We start from the raw sequence: 23081 nt of genomic DNA, 5'->3' as shown, positions 1-23081 counted from the left end.
CGGCTTTTTATCCGGAGCGTCTGATGCCTGCCAGTGTTGCCCAGCGTTTGCCTTCCATCGACAGTCTGTTGCGTCACAACGCCTTCCAGCCCGTGGCCGAGCGACACGGGCGTGAGGCGCTGCTGGCGATGTTGCGTCAATTGCTCGACGACTTGCGCGGTTCGGTCGTGGCAGGGCAGCTCTCGGCGGTCGAGATCAGCCCTGAAGCCCTGGCCGGCAGGATTGCCGAGCGTCTGGCATTGCAACAGCGCAGTCAGGTACGACGAGTGTTCAACCTGACCGGCACGGTGCTGCACACCAATCTGGGCCGTGCGCTGTTGCCGGAAGAAGCCATCGACGCCGTGCAACTGGCGGCCCGCTATCCCTTGAACCTCGAATTCGACCTGGCCAGCGGCAAGCGCGGCGACCGCGATGACCTGATCGAAGGCCTGATCCGCGAACTGACCGGCGCCGAAGCCGTCACCGTGGTCAACAACAATGCCGCCGCGGTGCTGCTGACCCTCAACAGCCTCGGTGCGCGCAAGGAAGGCATCATCTCCCGTGGCGAACTGATCGAAATCGGCGGCGCGTTCCGCATCCCCGACATCATGTCCCGGGCCGGCGTGCGTCTGCACGAGGTCGGCACCACCAATCGCACCCATGCCCGGGATTACGAAGCGGCGATCAGCCCGCGCAGCGGCTTGATCATGCGCGTGCATGCGAGCAACTACAGCATCGAGGGTTTTACCGCCCGGGTGCCGACGGCTGAATTGGCGGAGCTGGCCCATCGGTATGGCTTGCCACTGCTGGAAGACCTCGGCAGCGGCAGTCTGCTGGACCTGACCCGCTGGGGCCTGCCGGCGGAGCCGACGGTGCGTCAGGCGTTGCTCGATGGCGCAGACATCGTCACCTTCAGCGGCGACAAACTGCTCGGCGGGCCGCAGGCCGGGGTGATCGTCGGGCGCAAGGATCTGATCGCGAAAATCAAAAAGAACCCGCTGAAACGCGCCTTGCGGGTCGACAAGATGACGCTGGCGGCGCTGGAAGCGGTGCTCGGGCTCTATCGCGATCCTGATCGCCTGGCCGAGCGGTTGCCGACCTTGCGCCTGCTGACCCGCCCGCAAGATGACATCCTCGCCCAGGCCGAACGCCTGCAACCGGCATTGGCCAGGGTGCTCGGTGAAACCTGGACTGTGACGGCAGAGAAAACACTGGGCATGATCGGCAGCGGCAGCCAACCGGTGGCGCGGCTGCCGAGCGCGGCATTGTGTGCCCGCCCGCAGGTTTCGAAACGACTGCGCGGGCGCTCGCTGCTGAATCTGCAAAGCGCATTGCGCGAGTTACCGATCCCGGTGCTCGGACGCCTCGACGATGACGCGCTGTGGCTGGATCTGCGGCAACTCGACGACGAGTCGGCGTGGCTCGCGCAACTCGGGCCGTTGCAGACATGATCGTCGGCACCGCCGGGCACATCGACCACGGCAAGACCTCGCTGCTTCAGGCCCTGACCGGACAAACCGGCGACCGCCGCCCGCAGGAGCGTGAGCGGGGCATGACCATCGACCTCGGTTATCTCTATGCCGAACTGGCGCCCGGAGCGGGTTTGACCGGGTTCATCGACGTGCCGGGCCACGAGAAATTCACACACAACATGCTCGCCGGCGCCCAAGGCATCGATCTGGTGTTGCTGGTGGTGGCGGCGGATGACGGCGTGATGCCGCAGACCCGCGAGCATCTGGCGATTGTCGAGTTGCTGGGCATTCCCCGGGCGCTGGTGGCGATCACCAAGGCTGATCGGGTCGAGGCGGGCAGGTTGGTGGAGGTTCGCCGGCAAATCGAACATCTGTTGGCGCCCGGTCCGTTTGCAGGCGCGCCGATGCTCGCGGTTTCAAGCGTGACGGGTGAAGGCGTCGATGCCCTGCGGCAAGCGTTGCTGCAGGCACAGAGTGAAGTGTTGAAGCGGGGTCGCGAGGGTGGTTTTCGTCTGGCCATCGACCGGGCATTCAGCGTCGCCGGTGCCGGGATTGTGGTGACGGGCACAGCGTTGTCGGGGGTGGTCGCGGTGGGCGACAGACTGATCCTCGGGCCGTCGGGCAAAACGGTGCGGGTAAGGGGACTGCACGCGCAGAATCAACCCGCAGAGCTGGCGTTTGCCGGTCAACGGGTTGCCCTGAACATCAGCGCTGATCGCCTGGAGCTCGGGCACATCCATCGCGGCCAATGGCTGCTCGCCGAAACGCTGTTCGCGCCGACTCAACGCCTGGATATCGACTTCCAGCTGCTGCCCGATGAGACGCGCACCTTCGAACACTTCCAGCCCGTGCATCTGCACCTCGGCACGCAAGATGTGATCGCCCGCGTGGCATTGCTCGAAGGACCCCGGCTGCTTCCGGGAGAGCGCATGCTCGCGCAACTGCTGACCCATGTTCCGGTGCACGGCGTGAAAGGCGATCGATTGATCCTGCGCGATCCCAGTGCCCAGCGCACGCTCGGCGGCGGTCAATTGCTCGACCCGTTCGCCCCGGCCCGGCAACGGCGCAGCCCCGGGCGTCTGGCGCAATTGCGGGCGCTGGCGATCAGCTCCAGCCTGGAGCAAGCGCTGCCAACGCTGCTGGAGTACAGCGAAAGCGGCATTGATTCGCAGCGTCTGGAGCGTCAGTTCAACCGTCCGCGTGAGGGCTGGTCACTGCCGGACAACGTCCGTCTGATCGAAACCCGTCAGGGCCAGGTGCTGTTCAACGCCCAGCGTTGGGGCATTCTCAAGTTCACCTTGCTGGAGCAACTGGCGCGTTTCCATGAGCTGGAGCCCGACCAGATGGGCCCGGATCGTGATCGTCTGCGGCGCTTCAGCGGACTGAACATCGAGCATTCGACCTTCATCAGCCTGCTGGAGGAACTGCGCAGCGCCGGCTCGCTCACCGCCAGCGGCCCTTGGCTTCACCTGCCGGACCATCAGGTGCGCCTGAATGCCGACGACGAAACCCTGTGGGAGGCGTTGCAGCCGCTGTTCGAACAGGCCGGTTTCGATCCACCGTGGGTGCGCGACGTGGCCAAAGCCGTGAGCCAGGAGGACGCCACTGTCCGGCTGTTGCTGCGCAAACTGGCGCGGCTGGGCGTGGTGCATCAAGTGGTGCGGGATCTGTTCTTCACCGACATCACCTTGCGGCAGATGGCGGCGGTGCTACTGCGTCTGGGTGAAGAAAATCCGCCGATTCAAGTCACGGCGTTCCGTGATGCGCTAGGCTTGGGACGCAAACGCAGTATCCAGATCCTCGAATACTTCGACCGCCTCGGCCTGACCCGGCGTCTTGGCGAGGGTCGACAGATCCGCTTCGACAACGCGCTGGCCAACCCCGGCGCCGACTGAGTTCAAGGAAGGCAATCGCGCCCGGTGGCGCGGCCGGGCTTCAAACCCGGTTGGGGACGGCATCCGTTCCCGGGCAGGTTCGACTCCGGCTGCCTTCCGCCATTTTCTGCATTCAGAACCCTAGCGGGTACTGAATCACCACGTAGATACGGTCAATGTCATCCCCCGCCTGAGCGCTGTTGGCCCGGTGCGAGACGTGGGACAGCTGCACGGAAAGATCCTTGGCCGCGCCGGACTGGACGATGTAGCGCAGATCGATGTCGCGCTCCCAGTGCTTGCCGCCGTCCCCTTGTTGTGGCTGGTATTGGCCGCTGTCCGGGTCGAACGGGTTGTAGGCGCCACCCTTGGGCGCGTGGGTGCCGTCGATGTGGCTGCCGGAGACGTAGCGGGTCATGAAGTTGAGTCCGGGAATGCCGAACGCGCCGAGATCGAGGTCGTAGCGGGCCTGCCACGAGCGCTCGTGGGCGCCGTTGAAGTCGGCGTATTTGATCGAGTTGGCGAGGTAGATCGAGTCGCCGCCGACGAAATCGAACGGTGTGTCACCGTTGATGCGTTGCCAGCCGAGCATCACCGCGTGCGGGCCGAAGGCGTATTTACCCGAGAGGCTGAACGCGGTGTTGTCGATTTCCCCGGCCAGTGCCTGCCCGGTGTCGCGGGTGTGGTAGACGTTGGCGTCGAGCAGCACGCCGGACTGTTTGAAATGCAGGTTGGCGTAGTACTGATGCCAGGTTTCGCTCAAATCGGACGCGTACAGCGCGCCGCCGACCGGGCTGTCACTGACCAGGTCTGCGCCGATGAAGCTGATTCCGCCGGCCTTGGTATTGGCGCCATAACCCTGGAAGTCGCCTTGGCCGGATGAGCTGTCCTGATTCTTGAACGCGGTGAAATGCCCGGCCACCAGATTGACGTTGTCGATTTCACGGCTGTTGAGCAGAAATCCGGTGGCGTATTCCGGTTGCAGGCGTTTGTCCGAGGTGTCGAACACCGGGGTCTCGACGGTCATTTCACCGAAGGCGAGGGTGGTGCGCGAGGCCTTCAGCTTCAGGGCACCGCCGGCGCTGGAATAGTCGCTTTCGCTGCGACCGTCACTGTCCACCGGCAACAGACCGGTGCCGGAATGTCCCCGGCCGCCGTCCAGTTTCAGCCCGTAAAAGGCGTGCGCATCGAGGCCAAAACCGATCGTTCCATCGGTGAAACCGGATGCGAAAGTGCCGATAAACCCTTGAGCCCACTCCTGTTTGTAGTTCTTGCCGCTGGGCGAGGGCGAGCGATAGTCGTTGCTCAGGAAGAAATTGCGGCTGAGCACTTCGCCCTTGGCGTCATCCAGAAAACCGCTGGCCAATGCTGTGTTGGCGACGCCGCCCAGCAGCAAGGCCAGCGTGATACCCGAGGGCGAGAAACCTTTCATGTGTCAGTGACCGGCGTAGGTGGAATGTCGCCGGATTGTCGTGCGGGCTACCTCTGAATGATTGAGCGGATGTGCTGAGTCAATCGACAACCGGCAAATCGATCCTCGCCACCAGTCCCGAGCCCTTGCGATTGCTCAAGGTCAGTTCACCACCCTGCTCACGCACGATCGCCCGGGCCGCCGAGAGGCCGAGCCCTACGCCGCCGGTTTCACGGTTGCGCGAGGTTTCGAGGCGGAAGAACGGATCGAATACCCGCTGCAGCGCCTCTTCGGGAATGCCCGGGCCTTCGTCGCAGACTTCAATGCAGATCGAGTGGGTGTTGCGGCTGAGTGCGATGCGTGGGCGTTCGCCGTATTTCACGGCGTTTTCCAGCAGGTTGACGATCACCCGCTTCAGGCTCAGCGGTCGGCCGTCGTAGACCAGGTGGGCCGGGCCGTTGAAGTCGATGAGGATGTGCTGGTCGCGGTAGTCGTCGAGGATGGTTTGCAGCAGTTCCGACAGATCGAACGCCGTGGGTTGTTCAAGCTGTGTGCCTTCGCGGAAAAACGCCAGGGCGGCGTTGATCATCGATTGCATTTCTTCGATGTCGCGAATCAGTTTTTGCTGATGGTCCAGGTCTTCCATGAATTCGCTGCGCAGGCGCATCCGGGTCAATGGCGCGCGCAAATCATGGGAGATGGAGGCGAGCATATGCGTGCGCTCACCGATGAAATGCTGGATCTGCGCCTGCATCGCGTTGAAGGCGATGATGGCCTGACGGATTTCGTGGGGCCCTTCGATCTCGATGGGCGGTGCGTTCAGGTCGACGCCAAAACGCCTGGCGGCCCCGGCAAAGCGTTGCAGCGGATTGGCCAGTTGGCGGGTGGCGATCCAGGCAACCAGCAAGGTGGCGATCAGGCCCAGTGAGGCAATCACCGCGATCCGGGCGTTCAGGGTCAATCCCCAACTGCGTTCCGGCGGCGTGAAGGACAGCCAGCTGCCATCGGTCAAGGGAATGAGGGCGACATAGTGAGCCTGGGCACTGCCTGGCGGCCAGTCATCGGGGTTGAACACTTCAATTTCCCGGTGACTGCCCAGCAATTGTTCCAGTGCCGGGATTTTCGAGGTCTCGACCGCGGCGCCGTCGCCGGGCAGTTTGAATTCGCTGCGCTGCGCGTTCCACACCACTTCAAGCGAAGGACTGCTGGCGGCACTCGCCAGTTGCGGGCGCAATTGCGCGGGAGCTGCCTCGATCAGCCTGGCACTCGCGGCAATCCGCTCCAGCAATCCGGTGCGCTCGATGGGCGGGCGGGCCCAGATGCCCGCCACCTGCACGAACAGGGCATTGAAAGCCAGCGAGGCGAGCATGGCCGCGACAATCGTCAGGGCAATGCGGCGACTGAGGGTGTCGCGACGCAGGATTCGACCGATCATGAGCGGCTGACCTTGGCCGTGAACATGTAGCCGCCATTGCGCACGGTGCGGATCAGGTCCGGACGTTTGCTGTCCGGCTCGATCTTGCGCCGCAAGCGGCTGACCTGCACGTCGATGCTGCGATCAAAGGCTTCGTGGCCCTGGCCGTGGGTCAGGTCGATCAGTTGCTCGCGGGTCAGGATTCGCTGGGGATGTTCGAGAAAGACCAGCAGCAGATCGAATTCCCCGCCGGACATCGGGATCATCACGCCCTCGGGTGAGCGCAGCTCGCGGCAGGTAATGTCCAGGTGCCAACCGGCGAAGGTCATGACCGGGCGTGCGGGCTCGCTGGTGCGGTGGCCATGTTCGCCGGCGCGGCGTTGCAGTGCGCGCACCCGGGCCAGCAATTCCTGGGGTGCGAAGGGTTTGGTCAGGTAATCGTCGGCTCCGAGTTCCAGACCGACAATCCGGTCACTCAGTTCGGCCATGGCTGTCAGCATGATGATCGGGATCCCCATTTGCGCGCGGATTTTCTGGCACAGGCTCAAACCGCCTTCACCCGGCAGCATCAGGTCGAGAATGATCGTGTCCGGTCGCGCCCGGTCAATGGCCGCCCACATGGCCTGGCCGTCCGTTACCACGTCGACTTCGTAGGCGTGCTGAACGAAGAACTTCTTCAGCAGGGACAGAATTTCCACGTCGTCATCGACGATCAGCAGTCTGCTCACGTTTGCAGGATCCATGAATCAAAAGAGGGCATCTAAAACCATTTCTATCGCGGGGTCATTTATTTCAATCCTGCAACATTCCTTCCGGGCGGACATCAGCCGGACATCCTCGGGCAAAAAACCTCGGGCACTCTGCCGGCATTCCATCCAAGGGGGTTCATATGAAGGATATGAAAAGCGCTTATTCGACTCAGGGGCATGGTGCCGTGCGCCCGCTGATCCTCACTCAGCGCACCACTAGCAGCGTGTTCAACGCGCCGATCTTTTTCCAGGAGACCTGCCTGGGAATCGTTCCGGACCAGAGCCAACTGGTCATGCGCCGCTACTTCGAGCGCTTCAGCCCGGCCGACAGTCATTGGGTGGAATACATCCACTCCATCCCCACGACCGAATTCATCCACTGGATCATGACCCACGGCCAGTTGCGCATCGAGTGTTCTGAAAACACCCCGTTCGGCCAGATTCAGACCGCAGGGGAAGCGCATTGATGAGAAACCGTCATTCGCTGGTGCTGTTGTTGGCAGCGACTTTGAGCCTGTCGGCCTGCAGCAGCAAAAAAGTCGAACCGGAAATGTACTCCGGGTTTCTCAACGACTACAGCATGTTGAAGGAGCAGCAGACGCCGTCGGGGCAGACAGTTCTGAGCTGGGTCAGCCCGGCGTTGGCGACTGGACGTTACACCCGGGTTTATCTGGCGCCGAGCCAGTTCTATCCGCAGGTTCAGCCCACGGGGCGAATTCCGCAGAGCACGTTGTCAGGTGTGACCCGTTACTACGATGCAGTCCTCAGGCTTGAAATGGGTAAAACCCTGCCGCTGGCATCCGGACCCGGACCGAACACACTGGTTGTGCGGCCGGCCATCACGCAAGTCGCCACCAGCACCCAGGGCCTGCGGTACTACGAATGGCTGCCCATCACGCTGGTCGCGGCCGGCGTGAGCACCGCTGCCGGCATTCGTGACCAGGACAGTGAGATCGCCACGGAAGTGTCGATCGAGGACGGTTCGACCGGCGAGGTCGTGGCGAAGGTCGTTCGCAAGGGCACGGGCGTGCCATTGGAAAACGACAAACAGGTGATGACCGCCGAGAACGTCATAGGCGTGCTCGACGGTTGGGCCGCTGATTTGAGCCAGATCTATGTCGCTGCGCGCAAGGTGACCGCGCGCTGAAAGCCGCGCCGTCAGAGCGCCGCTTTCACCTGCAGACCGACCACCAGTGCATTGTCGATTTCCTGACCGGAGAACGCGCCCGGCTCGATGATGTACTGCAGGTTCGGGCGCAGGGTCAGCCACGGGGTGGCTTGATAACCGTAGCCGAGTTCGATCAGTTGTTCGGCGCCGTCGATATTGGAGAGCGGTGTGCCGTTGGCCAGTGCGGCGTCTTGTTGCACGTCGCGGCTGCGCGGGTTCTGTACGGCCCGGCCGTAGCCCAGGGCGACGGTGTCACGCGGGCGGCCTTCGAACGGTTTGTACAGGACCACGCCGGCGCCATACCACTTGCTGAACGGCGAAGCCGCTTCGCTGGCCGCCGAGTATTGGCCGAAGGCGTGAAGGCTGCGGCCTTCGGACGTTGGCGAACTCCATACGGCCTGATCGATCAGCAGGTAGTGGCCGCCGCGACCGGACACTTCCTTGTCGCTGCCGATGCGTTTCACGTCGGAGCTGTCGTAGTAATAACCGAGCTTGTATTCACCAGGCAGGGTGCCGGCATGTTTGTAGACCAGTTCGACAGGCACCACGGTGCCGGTGGTGTGTTTCGGTCCCAGGTGCCAGGCGCGGCTGGAGTTGCCGTTGCTTTCGGGATCGACGTTGAACGCGGCCACGCGCAGTTGCCATTCCGGCGACAGGTCGTATTTCACCCGCACGCCCAAGTGCGCGTTGGGGTAGTTGGTCCAGCCGCTGCCGCCGGACATGTTCAGCGGATGGCCGCAGAAACCGGCGTTCATGAAGTTGCAGAGAATGCCGCTGTCGAGGCCGCCGAGGTCGTTGCCCATGGCCATGTAGCCGAGTTTGACGTTCAGTGCCGGGGTGAACAGGGTGCGCTCGTAACTCAGTTCGGTCAGGCGGGTGTAGAGGCCGCCGTAGTTTTCCTGGATCGGCAGACGGTTGCCGACCAGATCTTCCGAGGCGCTGTTGCCGCGCCGGTCGTTGATGGTCAGCTGGACCTTGCCGGCGTTGTCGACGCCATAGATTTTGCTCAGATCAAATTGCGCGCCGAGCTTGATGTTCTGTGAGTAACGGGCCGAACGGTGCAGGCCACCGTCGGCGTTGTAGGCGGTTTCGCCGGTGTAGTCGCCGGTGAACTTGACGCCATCTTCGTCGAGCTGGTGGCGCAGGCCGCCCCAGTCGCCGGTCAGGGTGTTGCGGGTGAACACATTCGAATCGGTGTCAGCGAAAGCGGGCAGGGCGGTGCTGCAGGCAAGAGCGAGCAGTACGCCAGTGTGGTAAAAACGAACAACGAATGACATTGCTGAAATCCAGAGCCAGGAACATGAAACGGCGCGACACCCGAAGGTGCCGCGCGCAGTGAAATGAAGGAGGGCGCAGCGGTTTACGGCAGGGCGTAGGCCATGACGTAGTCGCCACGATCGGTCGACTGACGGGCGCCACCGGCGGTGATGACCACGTACTGCTTGCCGGTTTTCGGCGACACGTACGTCATCGGGCCGCCCTGGCTGCCGACCGGCAGACGGGCTTTCCAGATTTCTTCACCGTTGCCGCTGTTGTAGGCGCGCAGGTAGAAGTCCTGGGTGCCGGCGATGAAGATCAGGCCACCTTGAGTCGACAGGGTGCCGCCGAGGGTCGGCAGACCGATCTTGATCGGCAGGTGCATGCGGATGCCCAGTGGACCGGTGTCTTCAACGGTGCCGACCGGAACCTGCCAGGCGATTTTCTGGGTCTTCATGTCGATCGCGGTCAGGGTGCCGAACGGCGGCGCCTGGCACGGAATGCCGGCTACCGACAGGAAGCGGTTCTTGTTCACCGCGTACGGCGTGCCTTTCAGCGGAACGGCGCCCATGCCGGTGTTCAGCGCTTCGCCACCGGAGGTTGCTTCACCTTTGTTTTGCGACGGGATCATCTGAATCCATAGACCCAGACGCATGTCGTTGACGAAGATGAAACCGTGCACCGGGTCAGTGGAGATGCTGCCCCAGTTCATGCCGCCCAGCGAGCCCGGGAAGCTCAGGGACTTGTCAGTACCCGGTGCGGTGTACAGGCCTTCGTAGCGCATCGACTTGAAATCGATCCGGCACAGCAGTTGGTCGTACGGGGTGGCGCCCCACATGTCCGACTCGGTCAGGTGCTGGGCACCGATCTGCGGCATGCCCACGGATTTCGGCTGGGTTGGCGAGTACGGTTCGTTCGGAATGTTCGACGCCTTGACCGGTACTTCTTTGACTTCGGTCAGCGGTTTGCCGGTGGCGCGATCCAGCACGTAGATCTGCCCGGCCTTGGTGCCGATCACCAGCGCCGGTACGGTTTTGCCGTCCTTGGTGAAGTCGATCAGGCTCGGCTGCATTGGCAGGTCGAAGTCCCAGAGGTCGTTGTGCACGGTCTGGTAGACCCACTTTTCTTCGCCGCTGTTGGCGTCCAGCGCCAGGATCGAAGCGCCGTAGGTGTGGTCGAGCTTGTTGCGCTCAACACCGTAGATGTCGGTGGAGGAACTGCCCATCGGCAGGAAGACCGTGTTGGTTGCCGGGTCGTAAGACATCGGCGCCCAGCTGTTCGGCGTGCTGCGAACATAGGTTTTGCCATCGGCCGGGGCCTTTTTATCTTGCGGGTTGCCCGGGTCGAAGGCCCAGCGCATCGCACCGGTCATCACGTCGAAACCACGGATCACGCCACCCGGCATGTCGGTCTGCACGTTGTCCGCCACGCGACCGCCAACGACCACGGTGGTGCCAGCCATCAGAGGGGCGGAGGACAGTTGATAGTAGCTGTCCGGGACATCACCCAGACCGGCCTTCAGATCAACCTGGCCGTTATTGCCGAAACCCTGGCAGAACTCGCCGGTGTCGGCATCGACCGCGATCAGGCGGGCGTCGATGGTGTTGGTCAGCAGACGGCGGGTGCAGTTGGCGGCAGGAGCGGCCGGGGTTTCGGTGACTGGCGAGCTGGTCGGTTTGGCAACGGCTGCGCTGGCATCGAAATAGGCCATGCCTCGGCAACGCTGCCAGACTTTGGACTTGGCGTTGATCGCGTTTTTCCAGAGTTCCTTGCCGGTGTCGGCATCCAGCGCTATCAGGTTGTTGTGCGGGGTGCAGATGAACACCTTGTTGCCGATCTGCAGCGGGGTCAGCTGGTCTTCGGCGCCATTGCCATCGCTCTCGGCGACGTCGCCGGTGTGGTAGGTCCACGCGACTTTCAACTTGTCGACGTTGCTGCGGTTGATCTGGTCCAGCGCGGCGAAGCGGCTGCCGCCTTCGGTGTTGCCGTAGTGAGCCCAGTCTTTCTGCGCTTTTTCCGGCTCGACCGGAGTGAGGCCCGGGCCGTTGCCGGTAGGGGCGACGGTCGGGTGAGCCACGAACATATTGCCGGCAGCCACGGCCAGGCCAACTGCCAGAACAGCGGCAACGCCGTAAGCACCGCGACCCGCAACGCCGCCATTGGCGCGTTTCAGCATCGGGTAGACCAGCGCAACCGCCAGACCTACGGCGCTGAACATGAACAGACGCGAGAACACCGGCCAGAACACCAGGCCCGCATCGCTCACTGCCCAGATCGCAGTCCCGACCAGAAACGCCGCGAACAGCCAGGCGCCGGCAGGCTTGCGGCGAGCGATCAGCAGACCGGACAGGGCCATGACCAGACCACCCACCAGGAAGTACCAGGAGCCTCCCAGGCTGACCAATTTCACACCGCCAGCCGCCAGTGCCAGGCCGAGCAGGGCGATGATCACCCCAAGCCCGACCAGAATGAATGTTGATATGCCCGAGAGGCGTTGACTCTGCTTCACGTTGAATGTCCCGTTGAAATGAGGCGGGCAGTATATCGTTAGGTAACTACCTAGTTAAATCACTAATTCAGAATGAAAGGGGTTTTTGCGCTCAATGGTGCGACGAATCGACGCTGGCCTTGTCCTCGCGGTTCCTCAGGGACAATAGGAACGGTGGGAAAGTCTTTTATTTGCCAGCAGATATGGAATTTATGACAGGTCGATCTCGGCTTGGTAGTTCCCGCCGAACAGGATCGGCGGGAACGCTATTGGCTACGGGCGAGAAGTGGACTTAGTGAGCCATCACCTCATCCAGTGCCTGCTCAAGGGTGCTGACCGTACGCTCGATGTTGTGCAGCTTTTCCAGTCCGAACAGACCGATACGGAAGGTCTGGAAGTCGGCCGGTTCATCGCACTGCAGCGGCACCCCGGCGGCGATCTGCAGGCCGTGGCTGGCAAACTTCTTGCCGTTTTTGATATCGGCATCATCGGTGTAGCTCACCACGACGCCTGGGGCCTGAAAGCCGACGGCGGCCACGCTTTTGAAGCCCTTGCCGGTCAACATGGCGCGCACCCGGTCGCCCAGAGCCTGTTGTTCGCTGCGGACCTTTTCGAAACCGTAGGCTTGGGTTTCATTCATTACGTCGTTGAACCGCGCGAGAGAATCACTGGGCATGGTCGCATGGTAGGCATGCCCGCCCTGTTCGTAGGCCTGCATGATCTGCAGCCACTTCTTCAAGTCGCAGGCAAAGCTGCTGCTTTGCGTGTGCTCGATGCGCTCGAGGGCCAGGGAGCTGAACATCACCAGAGCGCAGCAAGGAGAGGCGCTCCAGCCTTTCTGCGGTGCGCTGATCAACAGGTCGACGGCACATTTGTGCATATCAACCCAAAGCGTGCCGGAAGCGATGCAGTCCAGCACGAACAGGCCGCCCACCGCATGCACGGCGTCGCCGACGGCCCGCAGGTACTCGTCGGGCAGGATAATCCCTGATGAAGTTTCAACGTGTGGTGCGAAGACAATCTGCGGCTTGTGCGTGTGAATGGCTGCCAGGACTTCGTCCAGAGGCGGCGGGGCATAAGCGGCCTGGCGACCCGATTCGACCGGTCGGGCTTTCAGCACCGTAGTAGCCGCCGGGATGTTGCCCGTCTCAAGGATCTGGCTCCAGCGATAACTGAACCAGCCGTTGCGTATCACCAGACATTGCTGGCCGGTGGCGTACTGTCGCGCAACCGCTTCCATGCCGAAGGTGCCGCTGCCCGGAACCACCGCAACCGCCTCGGCGTTGTAGACCTGTTTCAGGGTCCTGGAAATGTTCTTCATCACCGCTTGAAATGACTGCGACATGTGGTTGAGCGAGCGGTCGGTGTAGACCACGGAGTACTCGACCAACCCCTCAGGATCGATACTCGGGTATAGCTTTGACATGGGGTGACTCCTTCTGTGATTCCCTGGCAGTCAAAAGGTCTGGCGAACATCATCGGGAAGCAAGTTTAGGCAAAGGGCAGGGATGAGCTGATTGAATTGCAGAAATGAGGATAGAGTGGTCATCAATGCCTCAATCGTTGTGTGAAAAATGAATCGTCCGCTGTTTGTTTCTCTGGATGGGCCAAAAGGAACCGGCAAAACCACATTACTGGAAGCGGTGACGGCAGTGCTGAGGGCCGACAACAAGAAAGTCATCCGGCTTTGCGAGCGAAAAAGCGATCCGCACAGGGGTGCCACCATGGCCCTCGTCAACGAACTCGCCAGAAATCACTCCCGGGATCTGGAGTGGGCTGTGTGTCAGCGCTTTGCAGATAGCCGGAGCTGGATCTCCCGGCACGTGCTGACGGAACAGCCGCCGGGCAGCATTATCCTGATCGATCGCTGGTATCCGTCGGATGCCGCGTTTCGCCATACCGTCCCGTTTGCAGAGATTCTCCGGTTGAATATCGAGCGGAACGTGCAGGTGCCAGACCTGCATGTCGGCGTCGTCACCGCGCCGGATATTTCATGGGCCAGGGCAAAGGCACGGTCCAGAGGACTGGGCGGTACGGTGATTCAGAAGCACGCTGAACATGTCGCGTGTACCGAGATGTTCGAGCAAGCGGCTGCCGATCACGGCTGGGTTTTGTGCCGCAATGAAGGCAGGATCGAAGACGCAACGATGCAGGTGGTTTCCGAGATCCGTAAATTGATTGGCTGATCAAGAAAGACGCCGAGCAGCCAGCACCCCATTCAAAAACATCCGCTCAAGCGTCCGCGCCGAATCCGCATGGGCCGCACGCCCGCGCAGTTCGGCATCCACCAGTCCGTAGACCAGCGATATGAACAACTCGGTGAAGATCGCCGCAGTGATATCGATGCGAAACAGCCCTGCCTGCTGGCCTCGCAAAAAGAACCCGTCCAGCGCCTCCAGATAAAACAGCCAGCGCCTGCCACCCTGTTCCAGGTCGAGGAAGTCAGGGCGGTATTGCGCCATCAGAAAGGCCAGCAGTTCGCGGTGGGCGAGGTGTTCCCGGATCAATCGGCGCAGCGCCTCCAGCGGTTCCAGATGCTGCAGGCCGGCGTTGTCGATAATCAGCTTCAGCGTGCCCTCGGCGTGCTCCTCCAGTTTGGCTGTCAGGTTTTCCCGTGTTCCGCAGTAGCGGTGCAGGGTGGCCTTGCTCACGCCTGCCTGTTGCGCCAGTTCCTTCATCGTCGCCCGCGGCCGGTTGGCCACGGCCAGGGTCAGCGACTTGAGCAGCTGTTCATCATGGGAAATCGAGTTCATCAGAGGCCTTGAGCGGTGTTCATATAAGATTCACAAAATACTCACATGAGACAATATTGACTCATTAGGATTTGAAACGTAGCATTCGCGCCAAATTCGATCAAGCCTTGGGTGAGTTATGGGCAATTTGCGTGCGGTAGGAATGGCGGGTTCGCTGGCAGTCGCCATTGCGTTGGCCGGGTGTGGGCCGGCAAGTGAACAGGCGGCGGTGGCGGAAGTGGCGCGCCCGGTAGAAGTGGTGGCGGTGAAGACCGAGCCTTTGGCGCTGACGTCGGAGCTGCCGGGCAGGGTTGAACCGATGCGCGTTGCGGAAGTGCGCGCTCGGGTGCCGGGCATCGTGATGCAGAAGCGTTTTGAAGAAGGCGCGGATGTGAAGACCGGGGATCTGTTGTTCCAGATCGATCCGGCACCGCTCAAAGCGGCGCTGTCCCGGGCCGAAGGTGAACTGGCCCGCGCCCAGTCCGTTGCGCTCGAGGCACAGGCCCGGGTCAAACGCTATGAGCCGCTGGTGAGGATCGAGGCGGTCAGCCAACAGGATTTCGACAGCGCCATGGCGGATCTGCGCAGCGCTCAGGCCGCCACCCGTTCGGCCCAGGCCGATCTGCAAAGTGCCCGGCTGAACCTGGGTTATGCCTCGGTGACGGCACCTATTTCCGGCCGTGTCGGCCGTGCGCTGGTCACCGAAGGTGCCTTGGTCGGGCAGGGAGATGCGACGTTGATGGCGCGGATTCAGCAACTGGATCCGGTCTACGTCGACTTCACCCAATCGGCTGCCGACGCGCTGCGTCTGCGCGAATCGCTCAAGGACGGAAAACTCTCCGCCGACGACAACAAGGCACTGTCGATTCGCGTCGATGGCACCAACTACGAGCGTCAGGGTGCGCTGATGTTTACCGATGTCGCCGTGGATCGCGGCACCGGGCAGGTGTCCTTGCGCGGCAAGTTCGCCAATACCGACGGCGTGCTGTTGCCGGGCATGTACGTCCGCGTGCGTACGCCACAGGGTACCGACAGCCAGGCCATTCTCGTGCCGCAACGCTCGGTGCAACGGGGCAGCGATGGCACTGCTCAGGTGATGGTGGTCGGCGCAGACGAGCGGGTCGAAGCGCGCAGTGTGGTGACCGGCGCCATGCAGGGTTCGCGCTGGCAGATCAGTGAAGGCCTGAAGGCGGGCGATCAAGTGATCGTCGGTGGTCTTGCCGGACTGCAACCGGGGGCCAAGGTCGTACCGGGTCAGTCTCAGGCCGTGGCTCAGTCGTCCGAGTCGAAACAATAAGGGCGCCGTCGCCGCGAGGATTTCCCGATGTCCAAGTTTTTCATCAAACGCCCGAACTTCGCCTGGGTGGTGGCGCTGTTCATCTCTCTGGCCGGCCTGCTGGTCATTCCGATGCTGCCGGTGGCGCAGTATCCCGACGTTGCGCCGCCGCAGATCAAGGTCACGGCGACCTATCCCGGCGCCTCGGCGAAAGTGCTGGTGGATTCGGTCACCAGCGTGATCGAAGAGTCGCTCAACGGTGCCAAGAACCTGCTGTATTTCGAGTCGACCAACAACTCCAACGGCATCGCCGAAATTGCGGTGACGTTCCAGCCGGGTACTGATCCGCAGCTTGCTCAGGTTGACGTGCAAAACCGCCTGAAAAAGGCTGAGTCGCGCATGCCACAAGCGGTTCTCACCCAAGGTCTGGAGGTGGAGCAGGCCAGTGCCGGTTTCCTGCTGATCTATGCGCTCAACTATAAGGAAGGCACCCAACACACCGACACGACCGCGCTGGGCGACTACGCCGCGCGCAACATCAATAACGAACTACGTCGGGTGCCGGGCGTCGGCAAGCTGCAATTCTTCTCCTCTGAAGCCGCGATGCGCATCTGGCTCGACCCGCAGAAACTGGTGGGCTACGGGCTGTCCATCGACGACGTGAGCACCGCCATTCGTGGGCAGAACGTGCAGGTGCCGGCCGGCAGTTTCGGTAGTACGCCAACCAGCAGCCAACAGGAACTGACCGCCACGCTTGCAGTGAAAGGCACGCTGGATAATCCGCAAGAATTTGCCCGCATCGTTCTGCGCGCCAACGAGGACGGCTCGACGGTCAAACTGGGCGACGTCGCCCGGGTGGAAGTCGGTCAGGAAAGCTACAACTTCAACTCGCGCCTGAACGGCAAACCGGCCGTGGCGGCGGCGATCCAGTTGTCCCCCGGCGCCAACGCGATCCAGACCGCAACCGCCGTCAAGGAACGCCTGGCCGAACTGTCGGCGTACTTCCCGGACGACGTTGAATATTCCGTTCCCTACGACACTTCGCGTTTCGTCGACGTTGCCATCGAGAAGGTGATTCACACCCTGATCGAGGCGATGGTGCTGGTATTCCTGGTGATGTTCCTGTTCCTGCAGAACATCCGTTACACGCTGATCCCATCGATTGTGGTGCCGGTGTGCCTGCTCGGCACGCTGGTGATGATGTACCTGCTGGGCTTCTCGGTGAACATGATGACCATGTTCGGCATGGTGCTCGCGATCGGCATTCTGGTCGACGATGCCATCGTGGTGGTGGAGAACGTCGAGCGGCTCATGGCGGAGGAGGGGCTGTCACCGGTCGACGCGACGATCAAAGCGATGGGGCAAGTATCGGGCGCGATCATCGGTATCACCCTGGTGCTGTCGGCGGTGTTCATGCCACTGGCGTTCATGTCCGGTTCGGTGGGGGTGATTTACCAGCAGTTCTCGGTGTCGCTGGCGGTGTCGATCCTGTTCTCGGGCTTCCTCGCGCTGACGTTCACACCAGCACTGTGCGCCACGCTGCTCAAGCCGATTCCGCAGGGGCACCATGAAAAACTCGGTTTCTTTGGCGCCTTTAACCGTGGCTTTGCCCGACTCACCGAGCGTTACTCGATCCTGAACAGCGGGCTGGTCGCGCGCGCCGGTCGCATGATGCTGGTGTACTTGGGCATTATCGCGATGCTCGGTTACTTCTACCTGCGTTTGCCGGAATCCTTTGTGCCCGTGGAAGACCAGGGCTACATGATCGTTGACGTCCAGTTGCCGCCGGGCGCAACCCGTACCCGCACCGAAGCCACTGGCGAACAACTGGAACGCTATCTCGCGTCCCGTGAAGCGGTACAGTCCACATTCCTGGTCTCGGGCTTCAGTTTCTCCGGGATGGGCGACAACGCGGCGCTGGCATTCCCGGTGTTCAAGGACTGGTCGTTGCGTGGCGAGGATCAATCGGCGATGGCCGAGGTCATGGCGCTGAACGAACAATTTGCCGTGACCAACGACGGCGCCGTGATGGCGGTGCCGCCGCCACCGATCGACGGTTTGGGCAACTCCGGTGGTTTTGCGTTGCGTCTGCAGGATCGCGGCGGCCTCGGTCGCGAAGCCTTGCTCGCCGCCCGTGACCAGGTGCTCGGTCAGGCCAACGGCAACCCGAAAATCCTCTACGCCATGATGGAAGGCCTGGCCGAGTCGCCGCAATTGCGCGTGGTGATCGACCGTGACAAGGCCCGCACCCTGGGCGTGAGTTTCGAGTCCATCAGCAGTGCGTTGTCCGCCGCGTTCGGTTCTGAAGTGATCAACGACTTCACCAACTCCGGTCGTCAGCAACGTGTGGTCGTGCAGGCCGAGCAGGGCGACCGGATGACCCCGGAAAGCGTGCTCAAACTGTACGTACACAACAGCACCGGCAATCTGGTGCCGTTGAGCGCCTTCGTCACCACGCACTGGGAAGAAGGCCCGGTACAACTGGTGCGCTACAACGGTTATCCGTCGATCCGCATTGTCGGTGACGCCGGACCGGGTTACAGCACCGGTGAAGCCATGGCGGAAATGGAGCGAATCGCCGCGCAATTGCCGGCAGGTTTCAGCTACGAGTGGACGGGGCTGTCGTATCAGGAAAAGGTTTCCAGCGGCCAGGCGACGCAACTCTTCGCGCTGGCGATCCTCGTGGTGTTCTTGTTGCTGGTTGCACTGTATGAAAGCTGGGCGATTCCGCTGACGGTGATGCTGATCGTGCCGATCGGTGCCATCGGTGCGGTACTCGCGGTGATGGTCGCCGGCATGCCCAACGACGTGTATTTCAAGGTGGGCCTGATCACCATCATTGGTCTGGCGGCGAAGAACGCCATCCTCATCGTCGAGTTTGCCAAGGAACTGTGGGAGAAGGGCTATAGCCTGCGCGATGCCGCCATCGAGGCTGCACGTCTGCGTTTCCGGCCGATTGTCATGACCTCCATGGCCTTCATCCTCGGCGTTGTGCCGCTGGCACTGGCTACCGGGGCAGGGGCGGCAAGTCAGCGTGCAATTGGTACCGGTGTGATCGGCGGGATGCTCAGCGCGACGTTGCTGGGTGTGCTGTTCGTACCGATCTGTTTTGTCTGGGTGCTGTCGATGCTGCGCAGCAAACCGGCACCCATTGAACAACCCGCTTTGGCTCAGGAGTGATTCCATGCGTATTTCTGCACTTTCTACGCTGGTGATCGCCATGCTGCTGAGCGGTTGCTCACTGGCACCGACTTATGAGCGTCCTGTTGCGCCGGTGGCGGATACTTGGGCGGGGCAGTCGGCGAAGCAGGGCAGTCCGATCAATCAGTTGGCGTGGCAGACGTTTATCGTCGATCCGGACCTGCGTCGCCTGGTTGGGGTCGCGCTGGACAATAACCGCTCTTTACGCCAGACGCTTCTGGACATCGAGCAGGCCCGGGCGCAATACCGCATTCAGCGGGCGGACCGAGTTCCGGGCTTGAACGCCAGTGCATCCGGCAATCGTCAGCGCTTGCCGGCGGATCTGGCCAGCAATGGTCAGGCAGGCGTTGCCAGCAGTTATCAGGTCGGCGTGTCGCTGCCGGAATACGAGCTGGATCTGTTTGGTCGGGTGAAGAGCCTCACTGACTCTGCGTTGCAGGAGTACCTGGCGACTGAAGAGGCAGCCCGTGCCGCGCAGATCGCCCTGATCGCCGAAGTCAGTCAGGCCTTCCTGATTCACGATGGCGCCCAGCGTCGTCTGGAGCTGACTCAGCAAACGCTGATCAGCCGCGAGTACTCGTTCGCGCTGATCAGCCAGCGCCGATCAAACGGCACGGCCACAGCGCTGGACTATCAGGAAGCGTTGGGGCTGGTAGAGCAATCCCGCGCCGAACAGGAAAGCAATCTGCGGCAGAAACAGCAGGCCTTCAACGCGCTGGTGTTGTTGCTGGGCACCAAGGATGCAGCGAAGTCGATTCCTGAGCGGCTGTCGACGGAACCGATGCTGGTTCAGGACATTGCGCCTGACACCACCTCCGCCTTGATCGAGCGCCGACCGGACATCCTCGCCGCCGAGCACCGACTGCAGGCGCGCAATGCCGACATCGGGGCGGCTCGGGCGGCGTTCTTTCCGCGCATCAGCCTGACCGGCAGCTTCGGCACGTCCAGCGCGCAAATGTCCGGCTTGTTCGACGGCGGCTCGCGGTCCTGGAGTTTTGTGCCGAACCTGTCGCTGCCGTTGTTCGATGCCGGGCGCAACAGTGCAGGGTTGAGCCTCGCGGAAGCTCGCAAGGACTCAGCGGTAGCGGCGTATGAGGGCACGATTCAGACGGCGTTTCGCGAGGTCGCCGATGCATTGTCCGCCACCGACACCTTGCGCCGGGAAGAAGCAGCCCGACGCGCATTGGCCAACACCAGCAGCGAAACGCTGAAACTGGCCAAGGCGCGTTATGAAGGCGGCATCGACAGTCACCTGCGCTACCTCGATGCCCAGCGCACCAGTTTCGTCAACGAAACGGCGTTCATCGAGGTCAGCACCCAGCGGCAGATTGCCCTGGTCGATCTGTTCCGCTCGCTGGGCGGAGGCTGGTCGCCGGACAAGTCCTGAAAGGAGCTCCTTCGGGTTGGCGCATCCAACCCGTTAGCCCCGTGGATCGAAAGGTCACGGGGCTTTTTTGCAGGGTGAAATGCTATTGAGGACGGGCAGGGTTGGCAGCGCCATGCAGGAACATCTGTTCCACGACATTGGCCGAGTTGGCGCTGGCGGCACGCCCACGGCGCTCGGCATCGACCATGGCGAAGATCATGGTCAGGAACAGCTCGGTAAAGACCGCCGCCGTGATATCGATACGGAACGCGCCCAATTGCTGGCCGCGCAGAAAAAAGGCATCGAGGGCATCGAGGTAAAACTGCCAGCGCTTGCCTTCATCGGTGTCGGTGAACGTGTCGGGGCGATACTGAAAGAGCAGGAAAACCAGCATTTCACGATGCGCCAGATGCTCATTGACCAAGCCGCGCAGGGCTTGCACCGGATCGCCATTCAACAGGTCGGTCGAAGTGGTGATCTGGTTCAGAACGGTCTCACCGTGGCTTTCCATGATCTGCACCAGATTGTCACGGGTGCCGCAAAAGCGGTGCAGCGTCGCCTTGCTGACGCCGGCGGCTTCAGCCAGTTCCTTGAGCGTCGCGCGTGGACGATCAACGATGGCCAGGGCCAGGGCCTTGATGAGTCGTTCGTCTTGGGGAGTCAGGGACATCAGTGGGTCTCGGAGCGAATTTCAATGCGTGGGATTGTGCAGGAAAAGGCCTGTACCCGACCAGTTGAAATTCCCCCGGAACCCCGGCCAGGCATCGTCCACCGTTGATTGAGTACATCCAATGCGCGCGAGGTCTGCAATAATGACCGCCATTGCGGCGCGAGGGCATGTCGAGTGCTCGTGTCGGTATCCGGCATTTTGATTTGGAGGATTCCATGCGTGACATCATTGATGGCTTTCTGCGTTTCCAGCGCGAGGTCTATCCGCAACGTGTCGAGCTTTTCAAGCAGCTCGCGACAGAACAGAACCCCAAGGCGTTGTTCGTCACCTGCTCGGACAGCCGTGTAGTACCAGAACTCCTCACACAGCGCGAACCGGGCGAGCTGTTCGTGATCCGCAACGCCGGCAACATCGTGCCGTCGTACGGCCCTGAACCGGGTGGTGTTTCGGCCACCGTCGAATATGCGGTTGCCGTGCTCGGCGTAAAGGACATCGTGATCTGCGGCCACTCGGATTGCGGGGCGATGGGCGCGATTTCACGCTGCACCTGTCTGGATCATCTTCCGGCCGTTGCCAACTGGCTTCGCCACTCGGACGCCGCGAAAGCAATCAATGCGGCGCATGAATTCGATACGCCGCGTGACAAGCTCGACGGCCTCGTGCGTGAAAACGTGATCGCACAACTGGCGAACCTGCGCACTCACCCATCGGTAGCACTGGCGCTTGAGCAGGGGCGTTTGAACCTGCATGGCTGGGTCTACGACATCGAGGCGGGCTGCATCGATGCGCTGGATGGCGCCACTCGCCGCTTCATCAAACTTTCCGATTCACCGACCACCGTTGCCGTCGCTGCGCGCAACGTTGATCAGGTGTAACGCCGACGGACGAGTCAGGACGGAGATGGCTTCGTCCTGGCCAACCAGCCCCGGGATTTGGTCGAGGCGAGACGGCTTTTGAGTTGATGATCAGCCGCGAAGACGAGCAATCCGCGCTGGCAGCGGACCGGCGGTTTGTTGAACGGTTGGTGGAACATACGGTAAGCAAGGGATACGGCGAAAATAACTCCCACTGGGGCCAGGAGCGCAAGATCGCCGCCATCGCCATTCCGATCACCCATGAGGCGCGGCTAATGGGCTGTCTGAACCTGGTGTACATCGCCAAGGCGATGTCGGTGGAGGAAGCGGCTCGGCGTTACCTGCCAGCGATGCACAGTGTGGTGCGAAAGATCCAGGTTGAGTTGGGTGGCGAATCGGAGTGACAGGCCATAAGCAGGTTTCATAAAGTTCCGCTCTGACACATCATTTAACATAATATACATTACACGTAACTAGATGTTACGAGATCAGCCCGGTTGCGCACCCGATTTCAATCTCCACCATGGCTCTCCAAGGCACCTTGCCTTTGATGCGCGGTCATCTCTCAATTTCAAATGTACGGCTCTCAACCCTCGTCACGCGTCTGCTTTTCAATCAGCGCTCGATGCTGCGGATACTGCACCGTGAGTTTCCGCCGATTCCCCATTTCCATATCCGCAAAATCAAACCCTGGCGAAACCGCTTCGCTGATCAAGCCAAATCCGTTCTCGCCATCGAGCAGTCTGGAGGCTTTCCAGATTCCGCCCGGTACGTGCAGTTGAAGTTGTTGGCCGGCCAGAACATCGTTGCCCATCACCAGCGTCTGCAGCGAACCGTCAGCATGAATCAGGCTGTACTCGATGGCATCGCCCAGATGGAAATAATGCAGGATGTCCGACTGGTTGAAATGAAACTGGCCGACCGGTGAATCTTCGGTCAACAGGTAGTAAATCGACGTCATCAGATAACGCGGCCCGCCCGTTGTTTCGAGCATATCCCGGTGGTCGGCCTGATAGGTTCTGCGAAAGAAACCGCCTTCGACGTGAGGTTCAAGGTCCAGTGATGCGATCAGGTTTGACGCAGTAATCGAGCGTGGATTCATGACCTGCTCCAACGATTTTCAATACAGCGTGTAATAACTCGACTAAACGGTCATTTAGTGTAGTTAACCTA

19 protein-coding genes and 1 tRNA gene are annotated in these 23081 nt (G+C 61.5%); 11 read left to right on the top strand and 9 right to left on the bottom strand.

Going from position 1 to position 23081, the window contains the following annotated elements:
* The first annotated feature begins 23 nt into the window (after nucleotides 1–23).
* The 3 genes from selA to ACKLNA_RS05405 all read left to right on the top strand — a co-directional run bounded on the left by selA (nucleotide 24) and on the right by ACKLNA_RS05405 (nucleotide 3448).
* Entirely contained in the window at nucleotides 24–1430 is a 1407-nt protein-coding gene (gene selA, locus ACKLNA_RS05415; RefSeq protein WP_408985139.1) for an L-seryl-tRNA(Sec) selenium transferase, read from the top strand.
* Nucleotides 1427–3346: a selenocysteine-specific translation elongation factor gene (gene selB / locus ACKLNA_RS05410; protein WP_408985552.1), complete on the top strand. Its 1920-nt coding sequence runs from the start codon at nucleotides 1427–1429 to the stop codon at nucleotides 3344–3346. Before selA ends, selB begins: the two co-directional genes overlap by 4 nt.
* A gap of 6 nt (nucleotides 3347–3352) precedes the next feature.
* Nucleotides 3353–3448, top strand: a tRNA-Sec gene (locus ACKLNA_RS05405).
* A gap of 10 nt (nucleotides 3449–3458) precedes the next feature.
* Here ACKLNA_RS05405 and ACKLNA_RS05400 read toward each other — a convergent pair.
* The 3 genes from ACKLNA_RS05400 to ACKLNA_RS05390 form a co-directional block, all read right to left on the bottom strand.
* Nucleotides 3459–4754: an OprD family porin gene (locus tag ACKLNA_RS05400; RefSeq protein ID WP_408985138.1), complete on the bottom strand. Its 1296-nt coding sequence runs from the start codon at nucleotides 4752–4754 to the stop codon at nucleotides 3459–3461.
* Nucleotides 4755–4833: 79 nt separating this feature from the next.
* On the bottom strand, nucleotides 4834–6168 hold the full coding sequence (locus ACKLNA_RS05395) for an ATP-binding protein (RefSeq protein ID WP_408985137.1): 1335 nt from the start codon (nucleotides 6166–6168) through the stop codon (nucleotides 4834–4836).
* Complete coding sequence (locus ACKLNA_RS05390; RefSeq protein WP_408985136.1) at nucleotides 6165–6890, bottom strand: response regulator; 726 nt, start codon at nucleotides 6888–6890, stop codon at nucleotides 6165–6167. Before ACKLNA_RS05390 ends, ACKLNA_RS05395 begins: the two co-directional genes overlap by 4 nt.
* Nucleotides 6891–7036: 146 nt before the next feature.
* Between ACKLNA_RS05390 and ACKLNA_RS05385 the strand changes: the two genes are divergently transcribed.
* Both ACKLNA_RS05385 and ACKLNA_RS05380 read left to right on the top strand, forming a co-directional pair.
* Complete coding sequence (locus ACKLNA_RS05385; protein WP_085709834.1) at nucleotides 7037–7363, top strand: hypothetical protein; 327 nt, start codon at nucleotides 7037–7039, stop codon at nucleotides 7361–7363.
* Nucleotides 7363–8043: a DUF3313 domain-containing protein gene (locus tag ACKLNA_RS05380; protein ID WP_408985135.1), complete on the top strand. Its 681-nt coding sequence runs from the start codon at nucleotides 7363–7365 to the stop codon at nucleotides 8041–8043. Before ACKLNA_RS05385 ends, ACKLNA_RS05380 begins: the two co-directional genes overlap by 1 nt.
* An 11-nt stretch (nucleotides 8044–8054) precedes the next feature.
* On the opposite strand, the gene ACKLNA_RS05375 is transcribed toward ACKLNA_RS05380, so the two are convergent.
* From ACKLNA_RS05375 to ACKLNA_RS05365, 3 genes are all read right to left on the bottom strand, one after another.
* The gene (locus tag ACKLNA_RS05375) at nucleotides 8055–9341 is read right to left on the bottom strand and encodes a carbohydrate porin (RefSeq protein ID WP_408985134.1); all 1287 of its coding nucleotides are present in this window, start codon (nucleotides 9339–9341) and stop codon (nucleotides 8055–8057) included.
* Between the two features lie 83 nt (nucleotides 9342–9424).
* Nucleotides 9425–11830 (bottom strand): glucose/quinate/shikimate family membrane-bound PQQ-dependent dehydrogenase, encoded by a 2406-nt coding sequence (locus ACKLNA_RS05370; RefSeq protein ID WP_408985133.1) that lies wholly within the window; start codon nucleotides 11828–11830, stop codon nucleotides 9425–9427.
* 271 nt (nucleotides 11831–12101) lie between these two features.
* Nucleotides 12102–13235, bottom strand: coding sequence for an aminotransferase class V-fold PLP-dependent enzyme (locus ACKLNA_RS05365; protein WP_408985132.1), 1134 nt, complete (start codon nucleotides 13233–13235; stop codon nucleotides 12102–12104).
* 148 nt (nucleotides 13236–13383) lie between these two features.
* Between ACKLNA_RS05365 and ACKLNA_RS05360 the strand changes: the two genes are divergently transcribed.
* A complete protein-coding gene (locus ACKLNA_RS05360; RefSeq protein ID WP_408985131.1) occupies nucleotides 13384–13995 on the top strand; it encodes a dTMP kinase in 612 nt (203 codons plus the stop codon).
* On the opposite strand, the gene ACKLNA_RS05355 is transcribed toward ACKLNA_RS05360, so the two are convergent.
* Entirely contained in the window at nucleotides 13996–14562 is a 567-nt protein-coding gene (locus tag ACKLNA_RS05355; protein WP_408985130.1) for a TetR/AcrR family transcriptional regulator, read from the bottom strand. It lies immediately after the preceding gene.
* Nucleotides 14563–14680: 118 nt separating this feature from the next.
* On the opposite strand from ACKLNA_RS05355, the gene ACKLNA_RS05350 reads away from it, so the two are divergent.
* The 3 genes from ACKLNA_RS05350 to ACKLNA_RS05340 are packed head-to-tail and all read left to right on the top strand — an operon-like array spanning nucleotide 14681 to nucleotide 20405.
* Complete coding sequence (locus ACKLNA_RS05350) at nucleotides 14681–15838, top strand: MexC family multidrug efflux RND transporter periplasmic adaptor subunit (protein WP_408985129.1); 1158 nt, start codon at nucleotides 14681–14683, stop codon at nucleotides 15836–15838.
* A 27-nt stretch (nucleotides 15839–15865) separates the two neighbouring features.
* Nucleotides 15866–18997 (top strand): multidrug efflux RND transporter permease subunit, encoded by a 3132-nt coding sequence (locus ACKLNA_RS05345; protein WP_408985128.1) that lies wholly within the window; start codon nucleotides 15866–15868, stop codon nucleotides 18995–18997.
* A 4-nt stretch (nucleotides 18998–19001) separates the two neighbouring features.
* A complete protein-coding gene (locus ACKLNA_RS05340) occupies nucleotides 19002–20405 on the top strand; it encodes an efflux transporter outer membrane subunit (RefSeq protein WP_408985127.1) in 1404 nt (467 codons plus the stop codon).
* Nucleotides 20406–20487: 82 nt separating this feature from the next.
* Here ACKLNA_RS05340 and ACKLNA_RS05335 read toward each other — a convergent pair whose 3' ends face one another.
* Nucleotides 20488–21054: a TetR/AcrR family transcriptional regulator gene (locus tag ACKLNA_RS05335; RefSeq protein ID WP_119426309.1), complete on the bottom strand. Its 567-nt coding sequence runs from the start codon at nucleotides 21052–21054 to the stop codon at nucleotides 20488–20490.
* A 215-nt stretch (nucleotides 21055–21269) separates the two neighbouring features.
* On the opposite strand from ACKLNA_RS05335, the gene ACKLNA_RS05330 reads away from it, so the two are divergent.
* On the top strand, nucleotides 21270–21929 hold the full coding sequence (locus tag ACKLNA_RS05330; protein WP_085709845.1) for a carbonic anhydrase: 660 nt from the start codon (nucleotides 21270–21272) through the stop codon (nucleotides 21927–21929).
* 86 nt (nucleotides 21930–22015) lie between these two features.
* The gene (locus tag ACKLNA_RS05325; RefSeq protein ID WP_408985126.1) at nucleotides 22016–22312 is read left to right on the top strand and encodes a hypothetical protein; all 297 of its coding nucleotides are present in this window, start codon (nucleotides 22016–22018) and stop codon (nucleotides 22310–22312) included.
* Nucleotides 22313–22494: 182 nt separating this feature from the next.
* On the opposite strand, the gene ACKLNA_RS05320 is transcribed toward ACKLNA_RS05325, so the two are convergent.
* Nucleotides 22495–23010 carry a cupin domain-containing protein gene (locus ACKLNA_RS05320; protein ID WP_408985125.1) on the bottom strand — a complete coding sequence of 172 codons (516 nt, stop codon included), beginning with the start codon at nucleotides 23008–23010 and terminating at the stop codon, nucleotides 22495–22497.
* Nucleotides 23011–23081: the final 71 nt, after the last annotated feature.

The sequence above is a fragment of the Pseudomonas sp. UV AK001 genome, from assembly GCF_046097675.1.
Classification (GTDB): Bacteria; Pseudomonadota; Gammaproteobacteria; order Pseudomonadales; family Pseudomonadaceae; genus Aquipseudomonas; species Aquipseudomonas kribbensis.
Note: the sequence above shows the minus strand (reverse complement) of the source record. Positions and strands in the feature narration are given on the sequence as shown.